Genomic DNA, 18,836 nt, shown 5'->3' on the forward strand with positions numbered 1-18,836 from the left:
CGTGTCCACTCTCGTCAAGCAGACCCTGGCCGGGCTGCGCCTCCTGCTGGTGCTGACCGTCATCACCGGCGTCCTCTACCCGGCGGGTGTGTGGGCGCTCAGCAGGCTCCCCGGCCTGCACGACCACGCCGAGGCCGTCGACACCACGCTGGTGGGTGTCCCCCGGGAAGGTGACGGTTGGTTCCACTTGCGACCGTCCGCCGCGACATTGCCCGCATCGGGTGGTTCCAACAAGTCCCAGGTGAATTCCGACTACGACCGGGTGGTGGCCGACCGCCGCGTCGAGGTCGCCCGCCGCGAGGGCGTGGCCGAAGACCGGGTGCCGCAGGACGCGGTCACCGCGTCGGCCTCCGGGCTCGACCCGCACATCAGCCCCGCCTACGCCGACCTGCAGGTTCCCCGGGTGGCGCGGGAACGCGGCCTGTCCGAGCGGTGGGTGCGCAAGCTGGTCGCCGACCACACCTCCCGGCGCGGTCTCGGATTCGTCGGCGAGGTCACGGTGAACGTCACCGCCCTGAACCGGGCCCTGACCGCCGGTGGCTGAGCGGGGCGCGCAGACTCGGGGCGTGGAGCGAGTCAAGCGCGGTGAGCTGCGCATCTACCTCGGGGCCGCGCCCGGTGTGGGCAAGACCTTCGCCATGCTGGGCGAGGCGCACCGCCGCCGCGAGCGCGGCACCGATGTCGTCGTCGGCCTGGTCGAGGCGCACGGCCGGGAGAAGACCGCCGAACTGGTGGCGGGCCTGGAGGTGCTGCCCCGGCGCGCGGGCGGCCCCGGCGCCGGGGAACTGGACCTCGACGCCCTGCTGGCCAGGGCGCCGGAGGTGGCCGTGGTCGACGAGCTGGCGCACACCAACGCCCCCGGTTCGCGCAACGCCAAGCGCTGGCAGGACGTCGAGGAACTGCTCGACGCGGGCATCGACGTCCTGTCCGCGGTCAACGTGCAGCACCTGGAATCCCTCAACGACGTGGTCACCCGGATCACCGGGGTGCCGCAGCGCGAGACGGTGCCCGACGAGGTGGTGCGCCGGGCCGAGCAGATCGAGCTGGTGGACCTCACCCCGCAGGCGCTGCGGCGCAGGCTCGCCCACGGCAACGTCTACGCCGCGGACAAGGTCGACGCCGCGCTGGGCAACTACTTCCGGGTCGGCAACCTCACCGCGCTGCGCGAGCTGGCGCTGCTGTGGGTCGCCGACCAGGTCGACGTGGCGTTGCAGCGCTACCGGGCCGAGCAGGACATCACCGACACCTGGGAGGCCCGCGAGCGGGTCGTGGCCGCGGTCACCGGCGGCCCGGAGAGCGAGACGCTGATCCGCCGCGCCCGCCGGATCGCGCTGCGCGCGGGCGCGGACCTGCTGGTGGTGCACGTGCTGCGCGGCGACGGCCTGGCCGGGGCGGCACCGGACGCGCTCGCCGGGTGCCGCCGCACCGCCCTGGACCTGTCGGCCACGTTCCACTCGGTGGTCGGCGACGACGTGCCGACGGCGCTGCTGGACTTCGCCCGCGGCGTCAACGCCACCCAGCTCGTCCTGGGCACCTCCCGCCGCCCGCGGCTGGCCAGGGTGTTCGACGAGGGCATCGGCGCGGCCGTCATCGCCGCCTCCGGCTCGATCGACGTGCACATGGTCACCCACCCGCAGGCCCGGCGAACCCGCCTGCGGCCCGCGCGCCGGGGCAGGCCGCTGGGGTGGGTCGCCGCGGTCGCGCTGCCGGGGCTGGTGACCCTGCTGGGGCTGCTGTGGCAGGCGTCGGTGGGGTACTCGACGGACCTGGCGGCGTTCATCCTGGCGACCTGCGCGGTGGCGGTGCTCGGCGGCGTGTGGCCCGCGCTGTTCTCGGCGTTCCTGGCCGCGGGGCTGCTCAACTACTTCTTCACCCCGCCGTACCGCAGCCTGGTGGTGGCGAGCCCGGAGAACGTGGTCGCGCTGGTGGCCCTGGTGGTCGTGGCCGGGTTGGTGGCCGTCGTGGTGGACCGGGCGAGCAGGCTGGCCGTGCAGGCGGCCAGGGCGCGCACCGAGGCGGAGCTGCTGGCCTCCTATGCGCGAACCGTGTTGGCCAGCCCCGACCCGGTGAACCGGCTGCTGGAGAAGGTGCGGGAGAACTTCGCCCTGGAGGCGGTCGCGTTGCAGGAGTGGCGCGAAACCGGGTGGGTGCGGATCGCGGGCGACGCGTGCGAGGGCGACCCGGACGCGGACGTGCCGGTGCGCGAGGACGTGCGGCTGGTGCTGCGCGGGCGCGCCCTGCCCGCGGGCGACCAGCGGGTGCTCGCGGCGGCGGCGGGCCAGGCGTTCCTGGCGCTGCGGCAGCAGCAGCTCACCGAGGAGAAGTCGCAGGCCCAGCGCAAGGCCGCGGACACCGAACTGCGGACGGCCCTGCTGTCGGCGGTCGGCCACGACCTGCGCACCCCGCTCACCTCCATCAAGGCGGCCATCGGCAGCCTGCGGGACCGGTCGCTGACCCTGTCGGAAGAGGACACGGGCGAACTGATGGCCACGGTGGAGGAATCGGCCGACCGGCTGACCGGCTTGGTCGACAACCTGCTCGACTCCACCCGGCTCGCCACCGGCACGGTCCGGCCGACCCTGCGCCCGGTCGGGTACTACGAGGTCGTCGCCAGGGCACTGGCGGGCATCGACGAACGCGCGGCGGTGACCGTCGACGTCGACGAGGGACTGCCGCTGGTACTGGCCGACCTGGGGCTGCTGGAGCGGGTGGTGGCCAACCTGGTCGACAACGCCCTGCGGCACGGCCGCACCGGGGTCGCGGTGCGGGCCAGCGCCCACGGGTCGCGGGTCGAGCTGCGGGTCACCGACTCCGGCCCCGGCCTGCCCAAGAAGACGGGAGACGTCGTGTTCGCACCGTTCCAGCGGCTCGGTGACCGGGTGAGCGGCACCGGCCTCGGCCTCAGCGTCGCCAAGGGCTTCGTCGAGGCCATGGCGGGCGACATCGCCCTGGAGGACACCCCCGGCGGCGGCCTGACCGTCGTGGTGTCCCTGCCGGTGGCGGTGACGTCGTGACCCGCGTCCTCGTCGTCGACGACGAACCGCAGATCGCCCGCGCCCTCCGGATCAACCTGGCCGCCCGCGGCTACGACGTGCTGGTGGCCCACACCGGCCGCAGCGCCCTCGACCTCACCGCCGAAAGCCGCCCCGACCTGGTCCTCCTCGACCTCGGCCTCCCCGACCTCGACGGCGTGGACGTCATCACGGGCCTGCGCGGCTGGAACCCGGTCCCCATCATCGTCCTGTCCGCGGGCACCGACTCCACCCGCAAGGTCGCCGCCCTCGACGCGGGCGCGGACGACTACATCACCAAACCCTTCGGCATGGACGAACTCCTCGCCCGCCTCCGCGCCGCCCTCCGCCGCTCCACCCACCTCCCCGGCGGCGAACCAGTGGTCGAGGCAGAAGCCTTCACCGTGGACCTGACCGCCAAACGAGTCCACCGCGACGGCACGGAGGTCCACCTGACCCCGACGGAGTGGGGCATCCTGGAAATCCTGGTCCGCAACCCGGGCCACCTCATCGCCCAACGCAGGCTGCTGACGGAGGTCTGGGGCCCGACCTACACGGCGGAGACGCACTACCTGCGGGTGTACCTGGCCCAGCTCCGCCGCAAGCTCGAACGCGACCCCGCCCACCCCCGCCACCTGATCACCGAACCCGGCATGGGCTACCGCTTCCAACCTTGACCCACCCACCACGCCGAACCCCACCGGCGCCACCGCCGGCCAGGCGGCCCGCCACCCGCAACCCCACAGGGCACAGCCGCCGACCACCCCGCCAGCCGCCGGCCGGGCGGCCAGCCACGCCGAACCTCACGGGGCGCAGCGAAAACCAGCCGCCCCCGCAACCGCCGGCCCGGCTATGCAGATGCCCGGGTGGGTGGATTTGCTTGGGTGGGGGAGCCGATCATGTGCAAGCCTGCTTGGGCTGTGGGCATCTTTTCGCCCCACTCGGTCACACTGGGCGCATGATCGGCGTAGGGGCCCCGCCCAAGCGGACCCACCCACCCGGGCACCACCATGAAAATCCCGGTTCTTGAGCCGAAGCCACACGAAGCGTCCCGGCGAAGCGGATCCACCCACCAGCAAACGACCGAGCTTTGAACACGGCCGAAAGACAGCCGCGCCACGGCGAGGCATCACCGTGGCGCGGCACGAGCTCCAGCTCAGCCCAGATCGCGGCGCAGCAGGTCGCTCACCGTCTCCCGACGCACCCGCAGGTCCGTCTGCCCGTCCCGAACCGACACCACCGCCGCCCGAGGCGTCATGTTGTAGTTGCTCGCCATCGCGTAGTGATAAGCGCCAGTGGCAGGAACGGCGAGGACGTCACCGGGGTGGACGTCCTGGGGAAGGGCGACGTCCTCGGCGATGATGTCCCCAGCCTCGCAGTGACGCCCCACCACCGTGGTCGGCACCCGGCGAGCGCCGCTGGCGCGCCCGATGAGCCGGGGAGCGTAGCGGGCGCCGTACAGGGAGGGCCGCGGGTTGTCGCTCATGCCCCCGTCGACGGCGACGAACCCGGGTTTCACCGCGACCACCCGGTACAGGGTGATGCCCGCGTTGGCGATGACCGCGCGACCCGGCTCGATCAGCAGGTTCGGCACCGGCAGTCGGCGGGCGGCGCACGCCTGGCGCAGGGCGATGCGCACCCGGTTGGCCAGGCCGGTGATGTCGAAGGTGGACTCGCCCGGCCGGTACGGTGCCGCGAAGCCACCGCCCAGGTCCAGGTCGGTGAGCGGGCCGGGGAACAGCGACACCATCCGGCGCACCGCCTCCTCGTAGGCCGCGACCCTGCTCACCTGGGAACCGATGTGGCAGTGCAGGCCGACCAGGCGCAGGTTCGGGTGCGCGGCGATCCGCTCGACCACCGCGGGCAGTGCTTCCGGGGCCACGCCGAACTTCTGGCCGCTCACCCCCGTGGTGATGGCGCGGTGCGTCTGCGCGTCCACGCCCGGGATGACCCGGATGAGGACTTCCTGCCCGGCCGGGCACAGCGCGCCGAGCGTGTCGACCTCGGTGGGGGAGTCCACCACGATCCGGCGGACGCCGTGCGCCAGGGCGGCCTTGAGGTCGTCGTCGGTCTTGGCGTTGCCGTGCAGCAGCACCCGCGCGCCGGGCACGCCCGCCGCCCTGGCCACCTCGACCTCCCCGGCCGAGCACACGTCCAGCGACAGCCCTTCCTCCGCCATCCACCGGTAGACCGCGCGGACCGGGGACGACTTGCCCGCGAACAGCACCTCCGCCTCGGGCAGCGCGGCCCGGAACTCCCGGGCGCGGGCCCGGGCGTGCGGCTCGTCCAGGACGTGGCACGGGGTGCCGAACCGGGCCGCCACCCCGCTCATCGACACCCCACCGACCAGCAGGTCCCCGTGGGGGCCGACCCGGGTGCCCTCGGGCCACAACCCGCCGCGCGGCAGCGGGTCCAGCGCGCCCAGGCTGGGCAAGATCTCCGCCAGTGTCACCGTGTTCCCTCCTTCGTGTGCCTGCCGACAGCACACGCCCGCGGGCCCGCTCACGGCGACTGTCGCAATGCGACCTTGACGCCGGGGCGGCTCATCTTGTCGCGTTCCTGACGGTGGGGTGACCCGGACGACACGGGGACGAAACCTCCGGCGGCGATCGCGGACCACGGGGTTGCACGCGTGTGACACATCACACCGGCACTGCACCCCTGCAGTTCGTGACCGTCTTCCTTGATGTAGGCATTTCCGGGCAAGAAGTAACCACACGGAGAGGAAGGCAGAGTTCATGAACCGCACCGGACTCATCCGCACCGCCACCATCACCGGCTCGCCGCCGCACTGGGGCTCACCACTGTCCTCCCGGCCGGGGCCGCCCCGCTCGCCGACCCGGTCACCACGGTCGCCGACCTCGACGGTGACGGGGAGATCGAGACCGTCAACGCGCAGTTGACCGGTGACCACGAGCAGGTCATCTGGGCCACCGTGAACGGGCTCCGGACCTCGATCACCCTGCCCGCCGACAGCTCGGCCACCTTCGAGGCCCCGCGCGTGGCCGACCTCAACGGCGACGGCCGGGCCGAACTGGTCGTCACCCGGTCCGTCGGCGCCAACACCACCTACTTCACCACCCTGCACTTCGACGGCCAGAACCTGAGCCAGGTCGTCGGCGACGACAACCAGCCCGTCACCTTCGCCGAGGGCGGCGGCCTCGCCACCCACCTGGGCTACCGGTGCACCGCCGCCGACGAGGCCCGCACCTTCGACACCATCGCCGCCGAGGCCGACAACCTCGGCGCCCCGGCCGACCAGCTCACCTACTCGGGCACCCGCACCACCCACACCCTCCGCGACGGCGCCCTGACCACCCGGGACACGGTCGAGTTCACCGGCCGCCCCCGGACGGACCCGGTGCTCGCCGTCGACCCCGAGACCTGCGCCTGACCCCGGTCGACCGGCTGTGCGACCGGGTCCCCGAGACCCGGTCGCACACGGTCGTGCCCAGCCCCGCCTACCGGCGGTTCAGCTTGCGCTCCCTCGCCTTCCGGCGACGATCGCTGGTCTCGGTCATCAGCACGGACGAGGACACCGCCAGGAAGGTGCTCAAGACCCTGAGCGCCCAGATGTCGTGCTCAAGCCCCAGGGTGCCCAGCACACAGGCGCAGATGACGGCTGCCGTGAACAGCGCCCTCCTCGGCCAGAACCACCGCACGAAACGCCGCAACACCGATGTTTCCCCCTCCGCGACCCCGTTGCGGCCCACTCTGCTGGAAACACCGCACGAAAGCCACTGAGTAGGACGCGGTCCGGCCGCCGGCGAGGTAAGACCACTAGACCGTGTCGCCGGGCTGGGCCACGCAGATCGACAGCGCGTCCTTCTCACCCATCTGTTCGAGCACCCATCGCACCGTGTCGGTGGGGGTACAGGCGACTACAACGGCTGTGCCGTCCGCGGCCGAGGGTGCGTCTCGGTCGAACGCGGCCGCCTGCACGGCGAAAGTGAGGCTGCCCGCGAACAGCTTCGCGGCTTCACGCCGGTCCAGCGAGTGTCGATCGACGGCGGTTCGGATGAAGGCGCGCTCGGTGAGCGGCTCCTCGATGTGCTCGACCAGGACACGGTCGGCGAAGTCGTCGACCCCGTACTCGGCGGCCTCTCGGAATCGTGAGCGGGCTTCGGCCAGCGATGACCCACCGGTGTAGACGCTTTCCGGGAACGAGTACACCGACCACTGCTCGGTCAGACCCGGCTCACGGCGGTAGATCACGTGCAGGTTCGGCACCACAGCTCCTTTCGCGCCTCGTCGCGCAATGAATCTTTCATATTGTGGAGGTGCGGTTCCAGGGCATCGTGGACCAGGGCATGGCCAGGTCGGCCAGGTCGGTGATTTCGCGGGGCTTGAGGTCGGCGGGGTCGGGGGCCTCGCGGTGGCGGGCGAAGACGCGGTCGACGTAGCGGTGGCCGGTGTCGGCGCCGATGACCAGGTGGGTGCGGTCGGGGGAGCGGGGGGCGAGCCAGTCGGCGACGAGGTAGGCCGCGCCGGTGGACAGGCCCGCGAAGACCGCGTGCCTGCGCAGCAGGGCCACCGCGCCCGCCATCGCGTGGCGGAAGTCGAGCCAGTGGATGTCGTCGTAGAGGTCGTGGTGGACGTTGTCGAAGACGATGGAGCTGCCGATGCCCGCGATGATGGCCTCCGGGTCGGAGAAGGCCTCGCTGCCGAAGGTGACGCTGCCGAACGGTTGCAGGCCCACCAACCGGACCGACGGGTCGGTGCGGCGCAGGTAGCCGGTGACCCCTCCGGTGGAGGCGCCCGAGCCGACGCCGCCGACGACGGTCAGGGCGTCCGTGCCCAGTTCGGCGGCGACGAGGTCGGCGAACTCCGCGTAGCCCTCGTAGTGGATGCCGTCGTGGTACTGGCGCATCCAGTGCACGTCCGGGCGGGTGGCGAGCAGTTCTTGCACCCTGGCCACCCGGGCTCGCTGGTCCAGTTCCAGCGACGACGACGGCGGCATCGGGTCGACCGTGGCGCCCAGGACCTCCAGTTGCGCGCGCACCGCCGCGTCGACCGTGGTGGAGGCGATGATGTGGCAGCGCATCCCGTAGCGGTGGCAGGCCAGTGCCAGTGACGTGGCGTAGATGCCGCTGGAGCTGTCGACCAGGGTCTGCCCCGGCCGCACCACGCCCCGTTCCAGCAGGGTGCGCACGGCGGCGAGGGCCGAGTAGATCTTGATGGTCTCGAACCGGGCCAGCACCACGTTGTCCGCCAGCCGCACCAGGTGTGGGGTCTTCACCGCGTCGGTGATGTGCTCATGCACCGCCATAGCCACCCCAGGCGAACGAGCACTGGTGGCCGAGGCCGTGGAAGAACGCCGACAGCTCGTCCATCCGCCGCCGCCCGAGGCGCTGGGTGAACAGGTAGCCGATGACGCGGCCCGTGTGGGCGACGAACACCCCGTCGGCGCCGAACTCGCGGCGGTGGGCGACGATCGCGTCGTAGCGGGCCTTGGGCAGTACCTCCTGGGACAGGGCGGCGCTGGTCGAGGCCGCCCGGGCCACCCCGACCGGGTCCGAGCGGCGGAACGCGGCGAGCATCCCGTCGAGGCAGCGGCGGTAGGAGTCGGCGCGGTGGCGGTAGTGCTCCAGCAGCAGCGGGGTGACCGCCGTGGTGTCGATCGACCCCGGTTCCACCACGAAGCAGGTGTGGAAGCCGATGCGCGTGCCCAGCGGTTCCACCACCTCGTGCCGGTCGCTGAGGTACAGGGCGAACTCGTCGAGGAACACGCTGTCGGCCCGTTCGATCCCGGTCAGCACGGCGCGGACCGCCGCGGCGTCGTAGGGCAGGCCGAACAGCGCGAACAGGCAGCGCAGGGTGGCCACGATGTCGGCGGTGGAGCTGGCCATGCCCACGCCGACGTCGAGTTCGCTGTGCCGCGACCACCGCCCCGGCGGCAGCCGCACCCCGTGGTGGGCGCAGAACAGCCGCACCGCCGCCGCGGCCTTGGCCAGTTCCGGGCTCGGGTCGTCGTCGGGGCCCGGGCTGAAGTGCGCCCAGGCGTAGCGGTCGACCGGGAACGACACCAGCCCGATGCCGGGCCTGCCGCGGTGGGTCACCGGGCCCTGGAACAGCTCACCCAGGGTCCCGTTGCACACCCCGGACACCGTGGTCGTGCGCGGGACCGGGGTGGGCGCCAGCGAGGTCTGCGGTGCTGCGGTCACGGCGGTTCACCGGCCGATCGAACGCAGGTAGGTCGCGAGCTTCTCGGCCCCGGTGACGTTGCGCGGGCCGCTGACCGCCTCCCCGTAGTTGAGGACGAAGAAGTGGTCCTGGGTCACCGCCGGGGTGCCCCGCAGCGCCGGGTGGGCCTTGATGAACGCCGCCTTGTCCGCCGACGGCTCGTCGCCGTAGTCGATGATCACGACCACCTCGGGGTTCGCCGCGGCCACGGTCTCCCAGCCCACGGTGGTCCAACCGTTGTCCAGGTCGCCCAGGACGTTGCGGGCACCCGCGGCCTCGATGACGCCGGTCGGTGAGGCGTGCTTGCCCGCGGTGTAGGGCTGGTCGGTGCCGGAGTCGTAGACGAAGACCCTGGCGGGCTCGCTCGGCTTGCCTGCGCGCAGCTTGTCCACACGGGACTTGAGGTCGTCGACGACCTCGGTGGCCTTGGCCTGCACGCCGAAGATCCGGCCCAGGTTGGTCAGGTCGGTGTAGACCGCTTCCAGTGGCGGCAGGGCTTTGCGGTCGCCGTAGCCGAAGCAGCTCTCGACCTGCACGTAGCTGTGGATGCCCAGCGCGCCCAGCGACTTCGGGGTGATGCCGCGGTCCTCGCTGAACCCGCCGCCCCAGTACGACATGACCCAGTCGGCCTTGGCGTCGACCACGATCTCCTTGCTGATCCTGGCGGTGCCCAGGCGCGGGACCTTCGCGTAGTCCGCCGCCCACGGCGACTGCGCCATGGCGGGGTCGAACAGCGTGTTCATCACGTAGCCGCGCATCCGGTCGGCGAGGCCGAGGGAGAACATCTTCTCGATCGCGCTCACGTCGTAGGCGACCGGGCGCTGCGGGGTGGGGTAGGTCTGCTGCTCCCCGCAGGTGTCGATGGTGACCGTGGCCGCCGCGGGCGCGTCGGAAGTGGCCACGGTGGCGCCGCACGCGGTGCTCAGCGCGCCGAGGACGGCGGTGGCGACGAGCAGGCGGCGGCGGGGAATGCGGGTCATGAGCGGGCACCTTCCGGGACTGCCGGGGAACGAGGCGGTTGTGCTGCGGGGTCCGGGGAGTCGGGGGTCAGGTCGTAGAGCAACTGCGTGGCGCCGGTGACCGGGTGGCGCACGACAGACGCGCGCACGCCGAACACCCGGTGCACCAGTTCGGGGGTGAGGACATCGGCGGGGGCGCCGGTGGCCACCAGCCGCCCGCCGCTGAGCACGGCGAGCACGTCGCAGGCCGCCGCGGCGAGGTTGAGGTCGTGCAGGGCGACGAGCACGGTCAGCCCGGTGCGGCGCAGCAGGCCCGCGAGGTCGACCTGGTGGCGCACGTCGAGGTGGTTGGTCGGCTCGTCGAGCACCAGCACCCTGGGCTCCTGCACCAAGGCGCGGGCGATCAGCACCCGCTGCCGCTCGCCGCCGGACAGGGTCAGGACGCTGCGCCGGGCCAGGTGCAACACGTCGACCTGGTCCATCGCCCACCGGCACAGCGCGTGCTCCTCGGCGCCGAGGGCCTGGCTGTCGCGCAGGTGCGGCGCGCGGCCCAGCGCCACCACCTCCTCGACGGTGAAGTCCAGTTCCGCGTGGCTGTCCTGGGTCAGCGCGGCGATCGACCGGGCGCTGTCGCGCAGGGTCAGCTCGCGCAGGTCCACGTCGTTGAGCAGCACCGCGCCCGCGCTGGGTTTCAGCGCCCGGTACACGCAGCGCAGCGCGGTGGACTTGCCGCTGCCGTTGGGCCCCAGCAGCCCCACCACCTTGCCGCTGGGCACCTCCAAGTCGAGTGCGTCGACCAGCGCCTTGCCGCCGATCTCCACCGACATCGAGTCCAGGCGAAGGTCCATCACCTGCCTCCGAACAGGTAGCCGCGCCGCCGCAGCAGCACCACGAACACCGGCACGCCGACGAGCGCGGTGACCACGCCCAGCGGCAACTCCTGCGGTGAGAAGAACGTCCGCGCCACGACGTCCGCCCACACCATGAACACCGCGCCCGCCAGCGGCGCCACCACCAGCACCCGCCGGTGGCTGGAGCCGACGACCATCCGCACCAGGTGCGGCATGATCAGCCCGACGAACCCCACCGCGCCGCTGACGGCCACCAGCAACCCGGTGACGACCGAGGTCAGCACGAACATCCACCGCCGGGTCCGCGCGGCGTCCACGCCCAGGCTGGCCGCGGTCTCGTCGCCCAGCGACAGCACGTCCAGCGTCCGGCTCCGCCACAGCAGCACCACCACGCAGGTGACCACGCCGACCGCGGCGGGCGGCAGCGCACCCCAGGTCGCCCCGCCGAGGCTGCCCATCAGCCAGAACAGCACGCTGGTGACCGCGTCGGTGTAGTTGGGGGACAGGAACACCAGCAGCCCGGTGAGCGCCTGGAACCCGTAGGCCATCGCGATCCCGGTCAGCACCAGCCGCAACGGTGTCAACCCGGCGCTGGTGCGCGCGGCCAGGTAGACCAGGGCCGCGGCGACGAGCGCGCTGACCAGGGCGGCGGCGGAGACGGTGTAGACGCCCAGACCGGCGGTCATCCCGAAGATCACCACGGCCGAACCGCCGACCGAGGCCCCGGAGGAGATGCCCAGCACGAACGGTTCGGCGAGGGCGTTGCGCACCATGGCCTGCAACGCCACGCCGATCACGCTGAGCCCGGCGCCGAGCAGCACCGCCAGCAGCACGCGAGGCGCCCGCACCTCCCACACCACGCTGTAGCGCGGCACCTCGTCCGGGGTGATCACGCCGCCGGTCAGCGCCACCCCGAGGAAGTGGGCCGTCTCCCGCAGTGGGATCACGCTGGCGCCCAGGGCGATCGCGGCGGGCACCGACACCACCAGCGCCACCGACAGCGCGGTGGTGACCAGCACGAGCCTGCGCCGCTTGGCGCGCTCGGAGTCGGTCGGGGCGGGGTCGGCGAGCTGGGGCCGGGGTGGAGCTGTGGTCACAGGAGTCCTCTCGGCGGTCGGTCTGGGCTCAGGCGGCCCGGACCCCGCGCACGATCAGCCGGTCGGCGTGGTTGTCGTAGGGCGAGCCGTCGAAGTCGCCGAAGCATTCCACGTCGGTGAACCCCGCCGCCTCGAACATCGACCGCAGTTCGGCGCCGCTGTAGACCCAGCAGAGCAGGTGGGTGTGCCGGGCTTCCGAGCCGCGTACCAGCGTCCAGTCGGTGCGGTACCGGGTCCAGTCGTCGAGGATCTGGTCGTGCATGAAGACCTTGCCGCCGTCGGGGATCTCCACCACCTTGGCCTCGCCCGCCCAGCGCGCGTAGGTCTCCTTGCCCATCAGGTCGACCACCAGTACCCCACCGGGGGCGAGGGAGTCGTAGGCGTTGGCCAGGACTTTCTGGTTGTCGGCGTGGTCGTCGAAGTAGCCGAAGGACGTGTAGAGGTTCACCACCGCGTCGAACGCGCCGGGTCGGGCGAATTCGCGCATGTCGGCCTGCACCAGCTCCGCCGTCTCACCCACGTCCGCCAGCGCCTTCTCCGCCCGGGACAGCATCACGGGGCTCAGGTCGATGCCGGTCACGGTGTAGCCCTCGGCCGCCAGCGGCACGGTGAACACGGCGGGCCCGCAGCACTGGTCGAACACCCGAGCCCCTGGCGGGAACCGCAGCAGCGGCGACTCGGCCACGGCCCGCGCCGCGCGTTCCGCCCGGGCGGGGGAGAACACGACCTCGGAGAAACCCGACCAGAGCACGTCGTCCTCGAACCACTGCATCGCCGCCCAGCCTTCCCTCGACCTGCTGTCGGGGGAACAGTCGCAGAGATCACCGGGATGGTTCCCGGCGATCTCAGGTTGTGGTCGGGGTGAGCACCGGGAACCGGAGACCTGCGCCACCCGACAACTCGCCCGGGAGCCGCGACGGCCCCGACCGGCCCGCAACGGCGAGAAGGAGCGAGATGGACGCGAACACCGCGCGCACCTGGGTGCAGCGCTGGGACCACCAGCAAGAGCGCTACATCGCCGACCGGGAAGAGCGCTTCACCGTCATCGGCGACGTGGTCGCCGCGGTGGTCGCCGACGCGGCGGAACCGCTGGTGCTCGACCTGGGCTGCGGCCCCGGCTCACTCGCCACCCGCGTCGCCCGCAGGCTGCCGAAGGCCACCGTGGTCGGCGTGGACCAGGACCCGGTGCTGCTGACCCTGGCCCAGTCGGGCTTCGCCGACCTCGTCCGGTTCGTCGACGCCGACCTGGCCGAGCCCGGCTGGTCGGCGGCCCTGGACCTGCCCGGCCCGGTGGACGTGGCGGTGTCGACCACGGCCCTGCACTGGCTCCCGGAGGACCGCCTCGGCGAGGTGTACGCGGAAACCGCCCGGCTCCTGCGCCCCGGCGGCACCCTGGTGAACGGCGACAACCTCTACGACGACCAGCCCACCATCCACCGCCTGGAAACGGCCGTCCTCGACGCCAGGGCCGAACGCGTCGGCGTCACCGACAACGAGGACTGGACCAGTTGGTGGGATGCGGCAGCCGAGGAACCCGCCCTGGCGGAGGCGTTCGCCGAGCGCGCCAAGCGGGTTCCCCGCCACGGCACCACCGAGTGGGGGGTGCGCAAGCACGAGGAACTGCTGCGGGCGGCCGGGTTCAGCGAGGTCGGCACGGTGTGGCGGTCGGGCAACGACGTGGTGCTGGTGGCGGTGAAGTAGGCGGCAGGCGAGCGGGGCATCACCTGTTCGGTGGTGCCCCGCTCGCCGTGCGGGGGCTAGCGGGGGAGCAGGCCGGTGGTCACGGCGCGCAGGAGGGCGCGGGTGTCGACGCCGTGGAGTCGGTCGTGGTTCTTGCTGTCGCGGATGCCGTGGCCGTGGTGGGCCAGTTCGACGCAGGTGTTGTTCGCGCTGCTCGCGGTGCGCCAGCGGGTTCCATCCGAGCCGTGCGTGGTCTTCATCGGTCTCCGTTCGATGCGTTGCCATCAATGAGTTTAGCGAGGTGTTCGATTGATCGGTCCGGGCTGAGGGCCCGCTGCTGGATATCCTCGATCGCCGCTTGGTAGGCGCTGACATCGGGCGTGCGCCACAGCGAAGAGGATGCCGCGAAGTGTTCCAAGTGCACGATCGGCGGCGCGGTGGCGAACTCCAGCAGGATGAAGGTCCCGGCGAAGTAGGGCGAGAAGCCGGGTGCGGCCGAGGGGATCACCTGCACCGTGATGTTGGGCCGCTCGGCCGAGGCGATGAGGTGTTCCCACTGCTCGACCATGACCGCCCGGGAGCCTATCGGGCGGATCAGGGCGGTGTCGTCGATCAGAGCGTGGAATTCGGTGGGGTTGTCGCGGGTCAACACGCGCTGCCGGTTCATCCGCAGCTTGACCCTGGTCCCCGTGTCCGGTTCGTCGCCGAGGACGACGCGGGCGTATGCCTCGGTCTGCAAGAGGCCGGGGAGTACCGCGAGGCTGACCTCGGTGATGCGGCGGGCGGTTTGCTCGATGTCGACGAACTTGGCCAACTGCGGGCCGATGGTCGGGGAGCCCGCGACCAGTTCTCCCGGCGAGGCGGCCTGCTGGCGCAGTCCGAGCAGGCGGTCCCGCTCGTCGGCCTCGACCCCCAGCACGGTGAGCACCGTGGTCAGGTCGTCGACGGCGGGGAGGCGGGAGCCCTGCTCCCAGAACGACAGCTTCGTGTCGGAGAACCCGACGACGTCCGCCAGGGAGCGCAGCGTGTGGTCGGCCGCCATGCGGAGTCGCTTCAGGTCGGCGCCCAGCTCGCGGGCCGCCGCGGTCGTGCTTTCAGACATGTAAGCAGCCTAGGCCCTGACTGATCCGGTCCGACGATGCCCTGATCGGGTGGTTCCCATTGCTTACGTGAGCACATCATGCTTACGTAAGCCATCTCATCTCCTGCGATGGCGGAGAGGCAAGGGGAACAATGCCATGTCCACAGTGAACACGACCACCCGGCCGCAGGACGACGACACCTTCCGGGCCAAAACCCTGCGCGGCCTGCTGCTCGCCCGCGAACTGGACCAAGCCCGGCGGGCGCGCGGGTTCAGCACCCGGGACCTCGCCCAGGCCATGTCGATGTCCCCGGCGATGGTCAACCGGGTCATGACGGGCCGCCGGGTGCCGACCGCCCTGGAGATCGGCGGGCTGTGCGCGGTGCTGGACGTTCCCGCCGCCCGCCGCCCCCTGCTCTACGAGCGGCGGGCCACCGCCGACCGCACCGAGTGGATCATCCACCCCGGCCGCGGCCGGACCATCGTGCACGACGTCGAGGCCATCGCCGACGCCATCACCTGGTTCGCTTCCGACCTGATCCCCCAACCGCTGCGCACCGCCGCCTACCACCGCGCCGTCGAGCAGTCGACCGACCACACCCCCGGCGCCGACCCGCCGCCCGCGCACCAGGCGGAACAGGCCGCACTGCGGATCAGCCGATTCCTCCTGCACCCCCGAGTGCTGCGCCACCCCGCCTTCACCGGCGAGGTCCTGCGCGACCAACTCCACCACCTGCTGGACGTCCACCTGCCGAGAATCCGCCTGCTCCCCGGCTCCACCGCCGCCCACCCCGGCTTCCGCGTCCTGACCGTCGGCCACTTCCCGCCGATCGTCCACATCGAACAGCTCGGCACCGACCTCCTGCTGGAGAACCCCACCGCCACCACCCGGCACGCCGAATTCCTCCGCCACCTCGACGCCACCGCCCTCACCACCCCCGCGACCCGAGACACCCTGCGCCACCTGCTCACCACCGCACGAGGCTGATCCGGAAGTGCGTTCCCGCGAGTTCACCTGATGGGAGTAGTGCTGCTGCCGAATGGATGCCGCACGGCCCCCCCGGACGCCCCATCGGCAGCGGATGGATGGGGTGGCACCGACCGGTGGGGAACCGCTGTTCATTTGCCTGCGGCGCTTGTCACCCTGTGTAGGACGCGGCGCGGGGTCGACCACGGGCAGGGGCAATAGGACTCTGGTCTGGCCCGACCGCACCCCCGAGGGTGGATGGTTCGACCAGTACACCGATGACAGGGGAAGAAATGCGGAAGTCGAAGCTGTTCCCGTTGGCCGTCGTGACGACGGCCGTGGTGGCGTCGGTCGTGGCGTCCGGGACCGGTGTGGCGGCGGAGGCGCAACTCCCGGGGCAGGACCTGACCGTCCTGGCGGGTGGCCAGTGCACCGGCTCGTGGGTCGACGTCAACGACGGCGTGATCGCCAGGGCTCGACCCGACGCGGCGTCACCGGCGATCTTCCCGATCTACGCCGGGGAGACGTTCCCGTGTCGCAAGTTGGTGGTCGGCACGGCCTACGGGGCGTGCGGGTACACCGGCGCGAACGGTTGGATCCTGGTCCAGGACGGGATCAAGCGCCACAACGGTTATGCTGGGTGGTCGGGTTACATCCCCAGCGTGTGCACCACGGACCGGTAGGGGACGGTCTAGCTGTAGGCGGTGGGGGTCGGCAGTTCGCCGGTGAGGTAGTGGGCGCCGACCTCCTTCGCCTTGTAGACCACCGGGTCGTGCAGGGTCAGCGTGCGGGCGTTGCGCCAGAAGCGATCGAAGCCCAGGGCCGAGGTGGTGGCCCTGGCGCCGATGAAGTCGAACGCGCGGGCGGTGACGCGGTTGGCCACGCCGGTGGCGACGACCTTGGCCGTGGAGACCACGATGCCGGTCTCGCCGCGCAGTTCCGGGGTGATCGCCGGACCCAGGTCGGAGGCCGCCTGCAACGCCGACACCCCGGCGTCGACCATGAGCGCCGCCGCCCTGGTCTCGGCGACCGCCTCGCCGTACCCGGCGAGGACGTACGGGTCCTGCACTGCCTGGTCCACACCGCTGGTGCCCCACGGCCGCGACTTCGTCCTGGTGTACTTCGCCGCCTCGGCCAGCGCCCCCTCCGCCAGTGCCACGCAGACCTGGGCGAGCATGGACTGGTAGCCGATCGACGACAGCACCAGCCGCACCATCCTCGGGTCGTCCGCGGGCGGCAGCACGCCCACGACCTGGTCGGGTTCCACCGGCACGTCGGTGAAGACCACGCTGCCGCTGGCGGTGAGGCGCTGCCCGGAGTTGTCCCAGTCGTCCGGGTGGTGGACGCCGGGGTGGTGGGCGTCGACGTCCAGGGTGAGGCGGTCGCCGTTGTCGGTGCGGGTGGCGTTGACGATGAGGCGGTCGGCGACGGCCGCGCCGGTGGCGAACGGGCGGCGGCCCGACAGCAGCAGGCGGCCCCCGGACGGGGTGACCGTCAGGACGTCGCCGGGGTTGCTGGCGCCGCCCCAGAACCAGCCGTTCTCCACCGTGCCGCGCCGGATGCGGGCGGTGGCCTCGTGGTTGTCGAACAGGCCGAAGCGCCACAGGTGCAGGTAGTGGTAGCCCAGCAGGTGGCCGATGGAGGCGTCGGCGGCGGCGATGACGCGGGTGACGGCGTGCGTGCCCACGTGGTCGTCCGGGGGTAGGCCGAGCAGGCCGGAGGAGCGCAGCAGGTCGATCTCCGGCAGCGGCGGGCGGTTGGCCCGGTCGCGCTCGGCGGCGTCGGCGCGCAGGGCCTCGGCCACCTCGGTGGCGGTCGCCAGGTGGTCGGTCACGTCTGCCTCACCATCCGTGCTCGGGGAACCGGCACGCGGGTCGCGGCCAGCAACAGCAACGGCAGCAGCACGCACTGCGCGGCCACCACCAACCAGAACACCGGCGCCCTACCCGCGCCGTCGAGCGCGGCGTAGCCCGCCCCGCCCGCCAGGCTGCTCACGAACGACCCCAGCCCGAACGCCAGCCGCTGCTGGCCGAACACCACCGCCGAGGACCGCCGCGACCGGGCCAGGGCCTCCAGGTCGTTCTTCAGGAACAGCACCGACTCGCCCAGGCAGATGACCATCGTGCCCGCCGCGATCCCCACCGGGCCGCCGGTGGCCAGCACCGCCATGCCGGTGGCCATCGCGGCGAAGCCGAGCAGGATCGCCGCCGGGTAGCCCATCCGCCCGACCCGCCGCGCCAGCAGCGGTTGCAGCACGACCAGCCCGATCGAGTGCGCCATCAGCACGGCGCCGTAGAACGCCGGCGACGCGCGCGGAACCGTGTACACGGGCAGGAAGTAGTAGAAGAACATGTGCAGGTACAGCGTCAGCGCCGTCACCGCGAACGGCATGACCGCGATCCCCGACAGCACCCGCCACGGTTGCCCGGCGGGCTGCGGGGCTTCCCGGGGGAGCAGGGCGTGCCCGACGGTCATGGCCGCGAACAGCACGATCACCACGCCGAACACCCAGCCGGAGGAGTCGAGCACGAACGGCCCGGCCAGCAGCGGTCCCAGCGCCAGCCCGGAGTTCAGCGCGCTGCTGCTCGCCGAGAGCAGCAGCGGGCGCCGCTCGTCGTCCACCCCGGCCACCAGGTACGCCTTGGCGGCGGGCAGGTACAGCGCAGAACCGCTGGAGATGCTGATCAGCCCGGCCACCGTGGCGGCGGGCCAGTGCAGGCCCGCGAGGAACCCGGCGAACCCGGCCACGTGCAGCACCAGGGCGACGAGCAGGGTGCGCTGCAACCCCAGCCACTCGGCCACCCCCGCGCCCACCACGCAGCCTGCGAACTGGATCAGCGAGGCGACGGCGAGGATCGTGCCGACGGTCCCCAGGCCGAACCCGAGCCGCCGCTCCAGCAGCACCGACATGTACGGCAGGACGGCGAAGCTGCCCAGGGTGGTCACGAACGAACTCGCCAGCAGGAACCGCTGGACGCCGGTGAACCGGCGTGGTCGGGACGCCATC

The 18,836-nt window shown here is 72.1% G+C and carries 20 protein-coding genes; 7 read left to right on the top strand and 13 right to left on the bottom strand.

What is annotated here, in order from left to right:
- The first annotated feature begins 1 nt into the window (after position 1).
- The 3 genes from L6E12_RS09490 to L6E12_RS09500 are packed head-to-tail and all read left to right on the top strand — an operon-like array spanning position 2 to position 3,688.
- The gene (locus L6E12_RS09490) at positions 2-544 is read left to right on the top strand and encodes a potassium-transporting ATPase subunit C (RefSeq protein WP_236227528.1); all 543 of its coding nucleotides are present in this window, start codon (positions 2-4) and stop codon (positions 542-544) included.
- 22 nt (positions 545-566) lie between these two features.
- Positions 567-3,014: an ATP-binding protein gene (locus tag L6E12_RS09495; protein WP_236227529.1), complete on the top strand. Its 2,448-nt coding sequence runs from the start codon at positions 567-569 to the stop codon at positions 3,012-3,014.
- The gene (locus tag L6E12_RS09500; RefSeq protein WP_236227530.1) at positions 3,011-3,688 is read left to right on the top strand and encodes a response regulator; all 678 of its coding nucleotides are present in this window, start codon (positions 3,011-3,013) and stop codon (positions 3,686-3,688) included. The genes L6E12_RS09495 and L6E12_RS09500 overlap by 4 nt, the downstream gene beginning before the upstream one ends.
- A gap of 479 nt (positions 3,689-4,167) precedes the next feature.
- On the opposite strand, the gene lysA is transcribed toward L6E12_RS09500, so the two are convergent.
- The gene (lysA, locus tag L6E12_RS09505; protein ID WP_236227531.1) at positions 4,168-5,463 is read right to left on the bottom strand and encodes a diaminopimelate decarboxylase; all 1,296 of its coding nucleotides are present in this window, start codon (positions 5,461-5,463) and stop codon (positions 4,168-4,170) included.
- A 447-nt stretch (positions 5,464-5,910) separates the two neighbouring features.
- On the opposite strand from lysA, the gene L6E12_RS09510 reads away from it, so the two are divergent.
- A complete protein-coding gene (locus tag L6E12_RS09510; protein WP_236227532.1) occupies positions 5,911-6,405 on the top strand; it encodes a VCBS repeat-containing protein in 495 nt (164 codons plus the stop codon).
- Between the two features lie 67 nt (positions 6,406-6,472).
- Here L6E12_RS09510 and L6E12_RS09515 read toward each other — a convergent pair whose 3' ends face one another.
- The 8 genes from L6E12_RS09515 to L6E12_RS09550 all read right to left on the bottom strand — a co-directional run bounded on the left by L6E12_RS09515 (position 6,473) and on the right by L6E12_RS09550 (position 12,873).
- A complete protein-coding gene (locus L6E12_RS09515; RefSeq protein WP_236227533.1) occupies positions 6,473-6,688 on the bottom strand; it encodes a hypothetical protein in 216 nt (71 codons plus the stop codon).
- A 103-nt stretch (positions 6,689-6,791) separates the two neighbouring features.
- Positions 6,792-7,241 (bottom strand): M14 family metallopeptidase, encoded by a 450-nt coding sequence (locus L6E12_RS09520; RefSeq protein WP_236227534.1) that lies wholly within the window; start codon positions 7,239-7,241, stop codon positions 6,792-6,794.
- Positions 7,242-7,278: 37 nt separating this feature from the next.
- Positions 7,279-8,274 carry a pyridoxal-phosphate dependent enzyme gene (locus L6E12_RS09525; RefSeq protein WP_374201854.1) on the bottom strand — a complete coding sequence of 332 codons (996 nt, stop codon included), beginning with the start codon at positions 8,272-8,274 and terminating at the stop codon, positions 7,279-7,281.
- Complete coding sequence (locus tag L6E12_RS09530; protein WP_236227536.1) at positions 8,267-9,175, bottom strand: hypothetical protein; 909 nt, start codon at positions 9,173-9,175, stop codon at positions 8,267-8,269. Before L6E12_RS09530 ends, L6E12_RS09525 begins: the two co-directional genes overlap by 8 nt.
- Positions 9,176-9,181: 6 nt before the next feature.
- On the bottom strand, positions 9,182-10,174 hold the full coding sequence (locus L6E12_RS09535) for an ABC transporter substrate-binding protein (RefSeq protein ID WP_236227537.1): 993 nt from the start codon (positions 10,172-10,174) through the stop codon (positions 9,182-9,184).
- Entirely contained in the window at positions 10,171-11,001 is an 831-nt protein-coding gene (locus L6E12_RS09540) for an ABC transporter ATP-binding protein (RefSeq protein ID WP_236227538.1), read from the bottom strand. Before L6E12_RS09540 ends, L6E12_RS09535 begins: the two co-directional genes overlap by 4 nt.
- A complete protein-coding gene (locus L6E12_RS09545; protein ID WP_374201855.1) occupies positions 11,001-12,101 on the bottom strand; it encodes a FecCD family ABC transporter permease in 1,101 nt (366 codons plus the stop codon). Before L6E12_RS09545 ends, L6E12_RS09540 begins: the two co-directional genes overlap by 1 nt.
- 28 nt (positions 12,102-12,129) lie before the next feature.
- A complete protein-coding gene (locus L6E12_RS09550; protein ID WP_236227539.1) occupies positions 12,130-12,873 on the bottom strand; it encodes a trans-aconitate 2-methyltransferase in 744 nt (247 codons plus the stop codon).
- A 182-nt stretch (positions 12,874-13,055) separates the two neighbouring features.
- Between L6E12_RS09550 and L6E12_RS09555 the strand changes: the two genes are divergently transcribed.
- Entirely contained in the window at positions 13,056-13,802 is a 747-nt protein-coding gene (locus L6E12_RS09555) for a trans-aconitate 2-methyltransferase (protein ID WP_236227540.1), read from the top strand.
- 56 nt (positions 13,803-13,858) lie between these two features.
- On the opposite strand, the gene L6E12_RS09560 is transcribed toward L6E12_RS09555, so the two are convergent.
- Both L6E12_RS09560 and L6E12_RS09565 read right to left on the bottom strand, forming a co-directional pair.
- Complete coding sequence (locus L6E12_RS09560; protein WP_236227541.1) at positions 13,859-14,041, bottom strand: DUF397 domain-containing protein; 183 nt, start codon at positions 14,039-14,041, stop codon at positions 13,859-13,861.
- Positions 14,038-14,883 carry a helix-turn-helix transcriptional regulator gene (locus L6E12_RS09565; protein WP_236227542.1) on the bottom strand — a complete coding sequence of 282 codons (846 nt, stop codon included), beginning with the start codon at positions 14,881-14,883 and terminating at the stop codon, positions 14,038-14,040. The genes L6E12_RS09560 and L6E12_RS09565 overlap by 4 nt, the downstream gene beginning before the upstream one ends.
- Before the next feature lie 136 nt (positions 14,884-15,019).
- Here L6E12_RS09565 and L6E12_RS09570 point away from each other — a divergent pair, with 136 nt between their 5' ends.
- Both L6E12_RS09570 and L6E12_RS09575 read left to right on the top strand, forming a co-directional pair.
- Positions 15,020-15,850, top strand: a complete 831-nt coding sequence (locus L6E12_RS09570) for a Scr1 family TA system antitoxin-like transcriptional regulator (protein ID WP_236227543.1) — start codon at positions 15,020-15,022, stop codon at positions 15,848-15,850.
- 272 nt (positions 15,851-16,122) lie between these two features.
- Positions 16,123-16,512, top strand: coding sequence for a hypothetical protein (locus L6E12_RS09575; protein ID WP_236227544.1), 390 nt, complete (start codon positions 16,123-16,125; stop codon positions 16,510-16,512).
- Positions 16,513-16,520: 8 nt separating this feature from the next.
- Here L6E12_RS09575 and L6E12_RS09580 read toward each other — a convergent pair whose 3' ends face one another.
- Together L6E12_RS09580 and L6E12_RS09585 are read right to left on the bottom strand one after the other, a co-directional pair.
- Positions 16,521-17,663 (bottom strand): acyl-CoA dehydrogenase family protein, encoded by a 1,143-nt coding sequence (locus L6E12_RS09580; RefSeq protein WP_236227545.1) that lies wholly within the window; start codon positions 17,661-17,663, stop codon positions 16,521-16,523.
- Positions 17,660-18,835 carry an MFS transporter gene (locus L6E12_RS09585; protein WP_236227546.1) on the bottom strand — a complete coding sequence of 392 codons (1,176 nt, stop codon included), beginning with the start codon at positions 18,833-18,835 and terminating at the stop codon, positions 17,660-17,662. The genes L6E12_RS09580 and L6E12_RS09585 overlap by 4 nt, the downstream gene beginning before the upstream one ends.
- Position 18,836 lies beyond the last annotated feature (1 nt).

Source organism: Actinokineospora sp. PR83, from assembly GCF_021056305.1.
Lineage (GTDB): Bacteria > Actinomycetota > Actinomycetes > Mycobacteriales > Pseudonocardiaceae > Actinokineospora > Actinokineospora spheciospongiae.

Excerpts from the sequence above, each read along its gene's own strand:
- L6E12_RS09535 (WP_236227537.1), bottom strand. The coding sequence starts at position 10,174 with ATGACCCGCATTCCCCGCCGCCGCCTGCTCGTCGCCACCGCCGTCCTC.
- L6E12_RS09540 (WP_236227538.1), bottom strand. The coding sequence starts at position 11,001 with ATGGACCTTCGCCTGGACTCGATGTCGGTGGAGATCGGCGGCAAGGCG.
- L6E12_RS09550 (WP_236227539.1), bottom strand. The coding sequence starts at position 12,873 with ATGCAGTGGTTCGAGGACGACGTGCTCTGGTCGGGTTTCTCCGAGGTC.
- L6E12_RS09555 (WP_236227540.1), top strand. The coding sequence starts at position 13,056 with ATGGACGCGAACACCGCGCGCACCTGGGTGCAGCGCTGGGACCACCAG.
- L6E12_RS09560 (WP_236227541.1), bottom strand. The coding sequence starts at position 14,041 with ATGAAGACCACGCACGGCTCGGATGGAACCCGCTGGCGCACCGCGAGC.
- L6E12_RS09565 (WP_236227542.1), bottom strand. The coding sequence starts at position 14,883 with ATGTCTGAAAGCACGACCGCGGCGGCCCGCGAGCTGGGCGCCGACCTG.
- L6E12_RS09570 (WP_236227543.1), top strand. The coding sequence starts at position 15,020 with ATGTCCACAGTGAACACGACCACCCGGCCGCAGGACGACGACACCTTC.
- L6E12_RS09575 (WP_236227544.1), top strand. The coding sequence starts at position 16,123 with ATGCGGAAGTCGAAGCTGTTCCCGTTGGCCGTCGTGACGACGGCCGTG.
- L6E12_RS09585 (WP_236227546.1), bottom strand. The coding sequence starts at position 18,835 with ATGGCGTCCCGACCACGCCGGTTCACCGGCGTCCAGCGGTTCCTGCTG.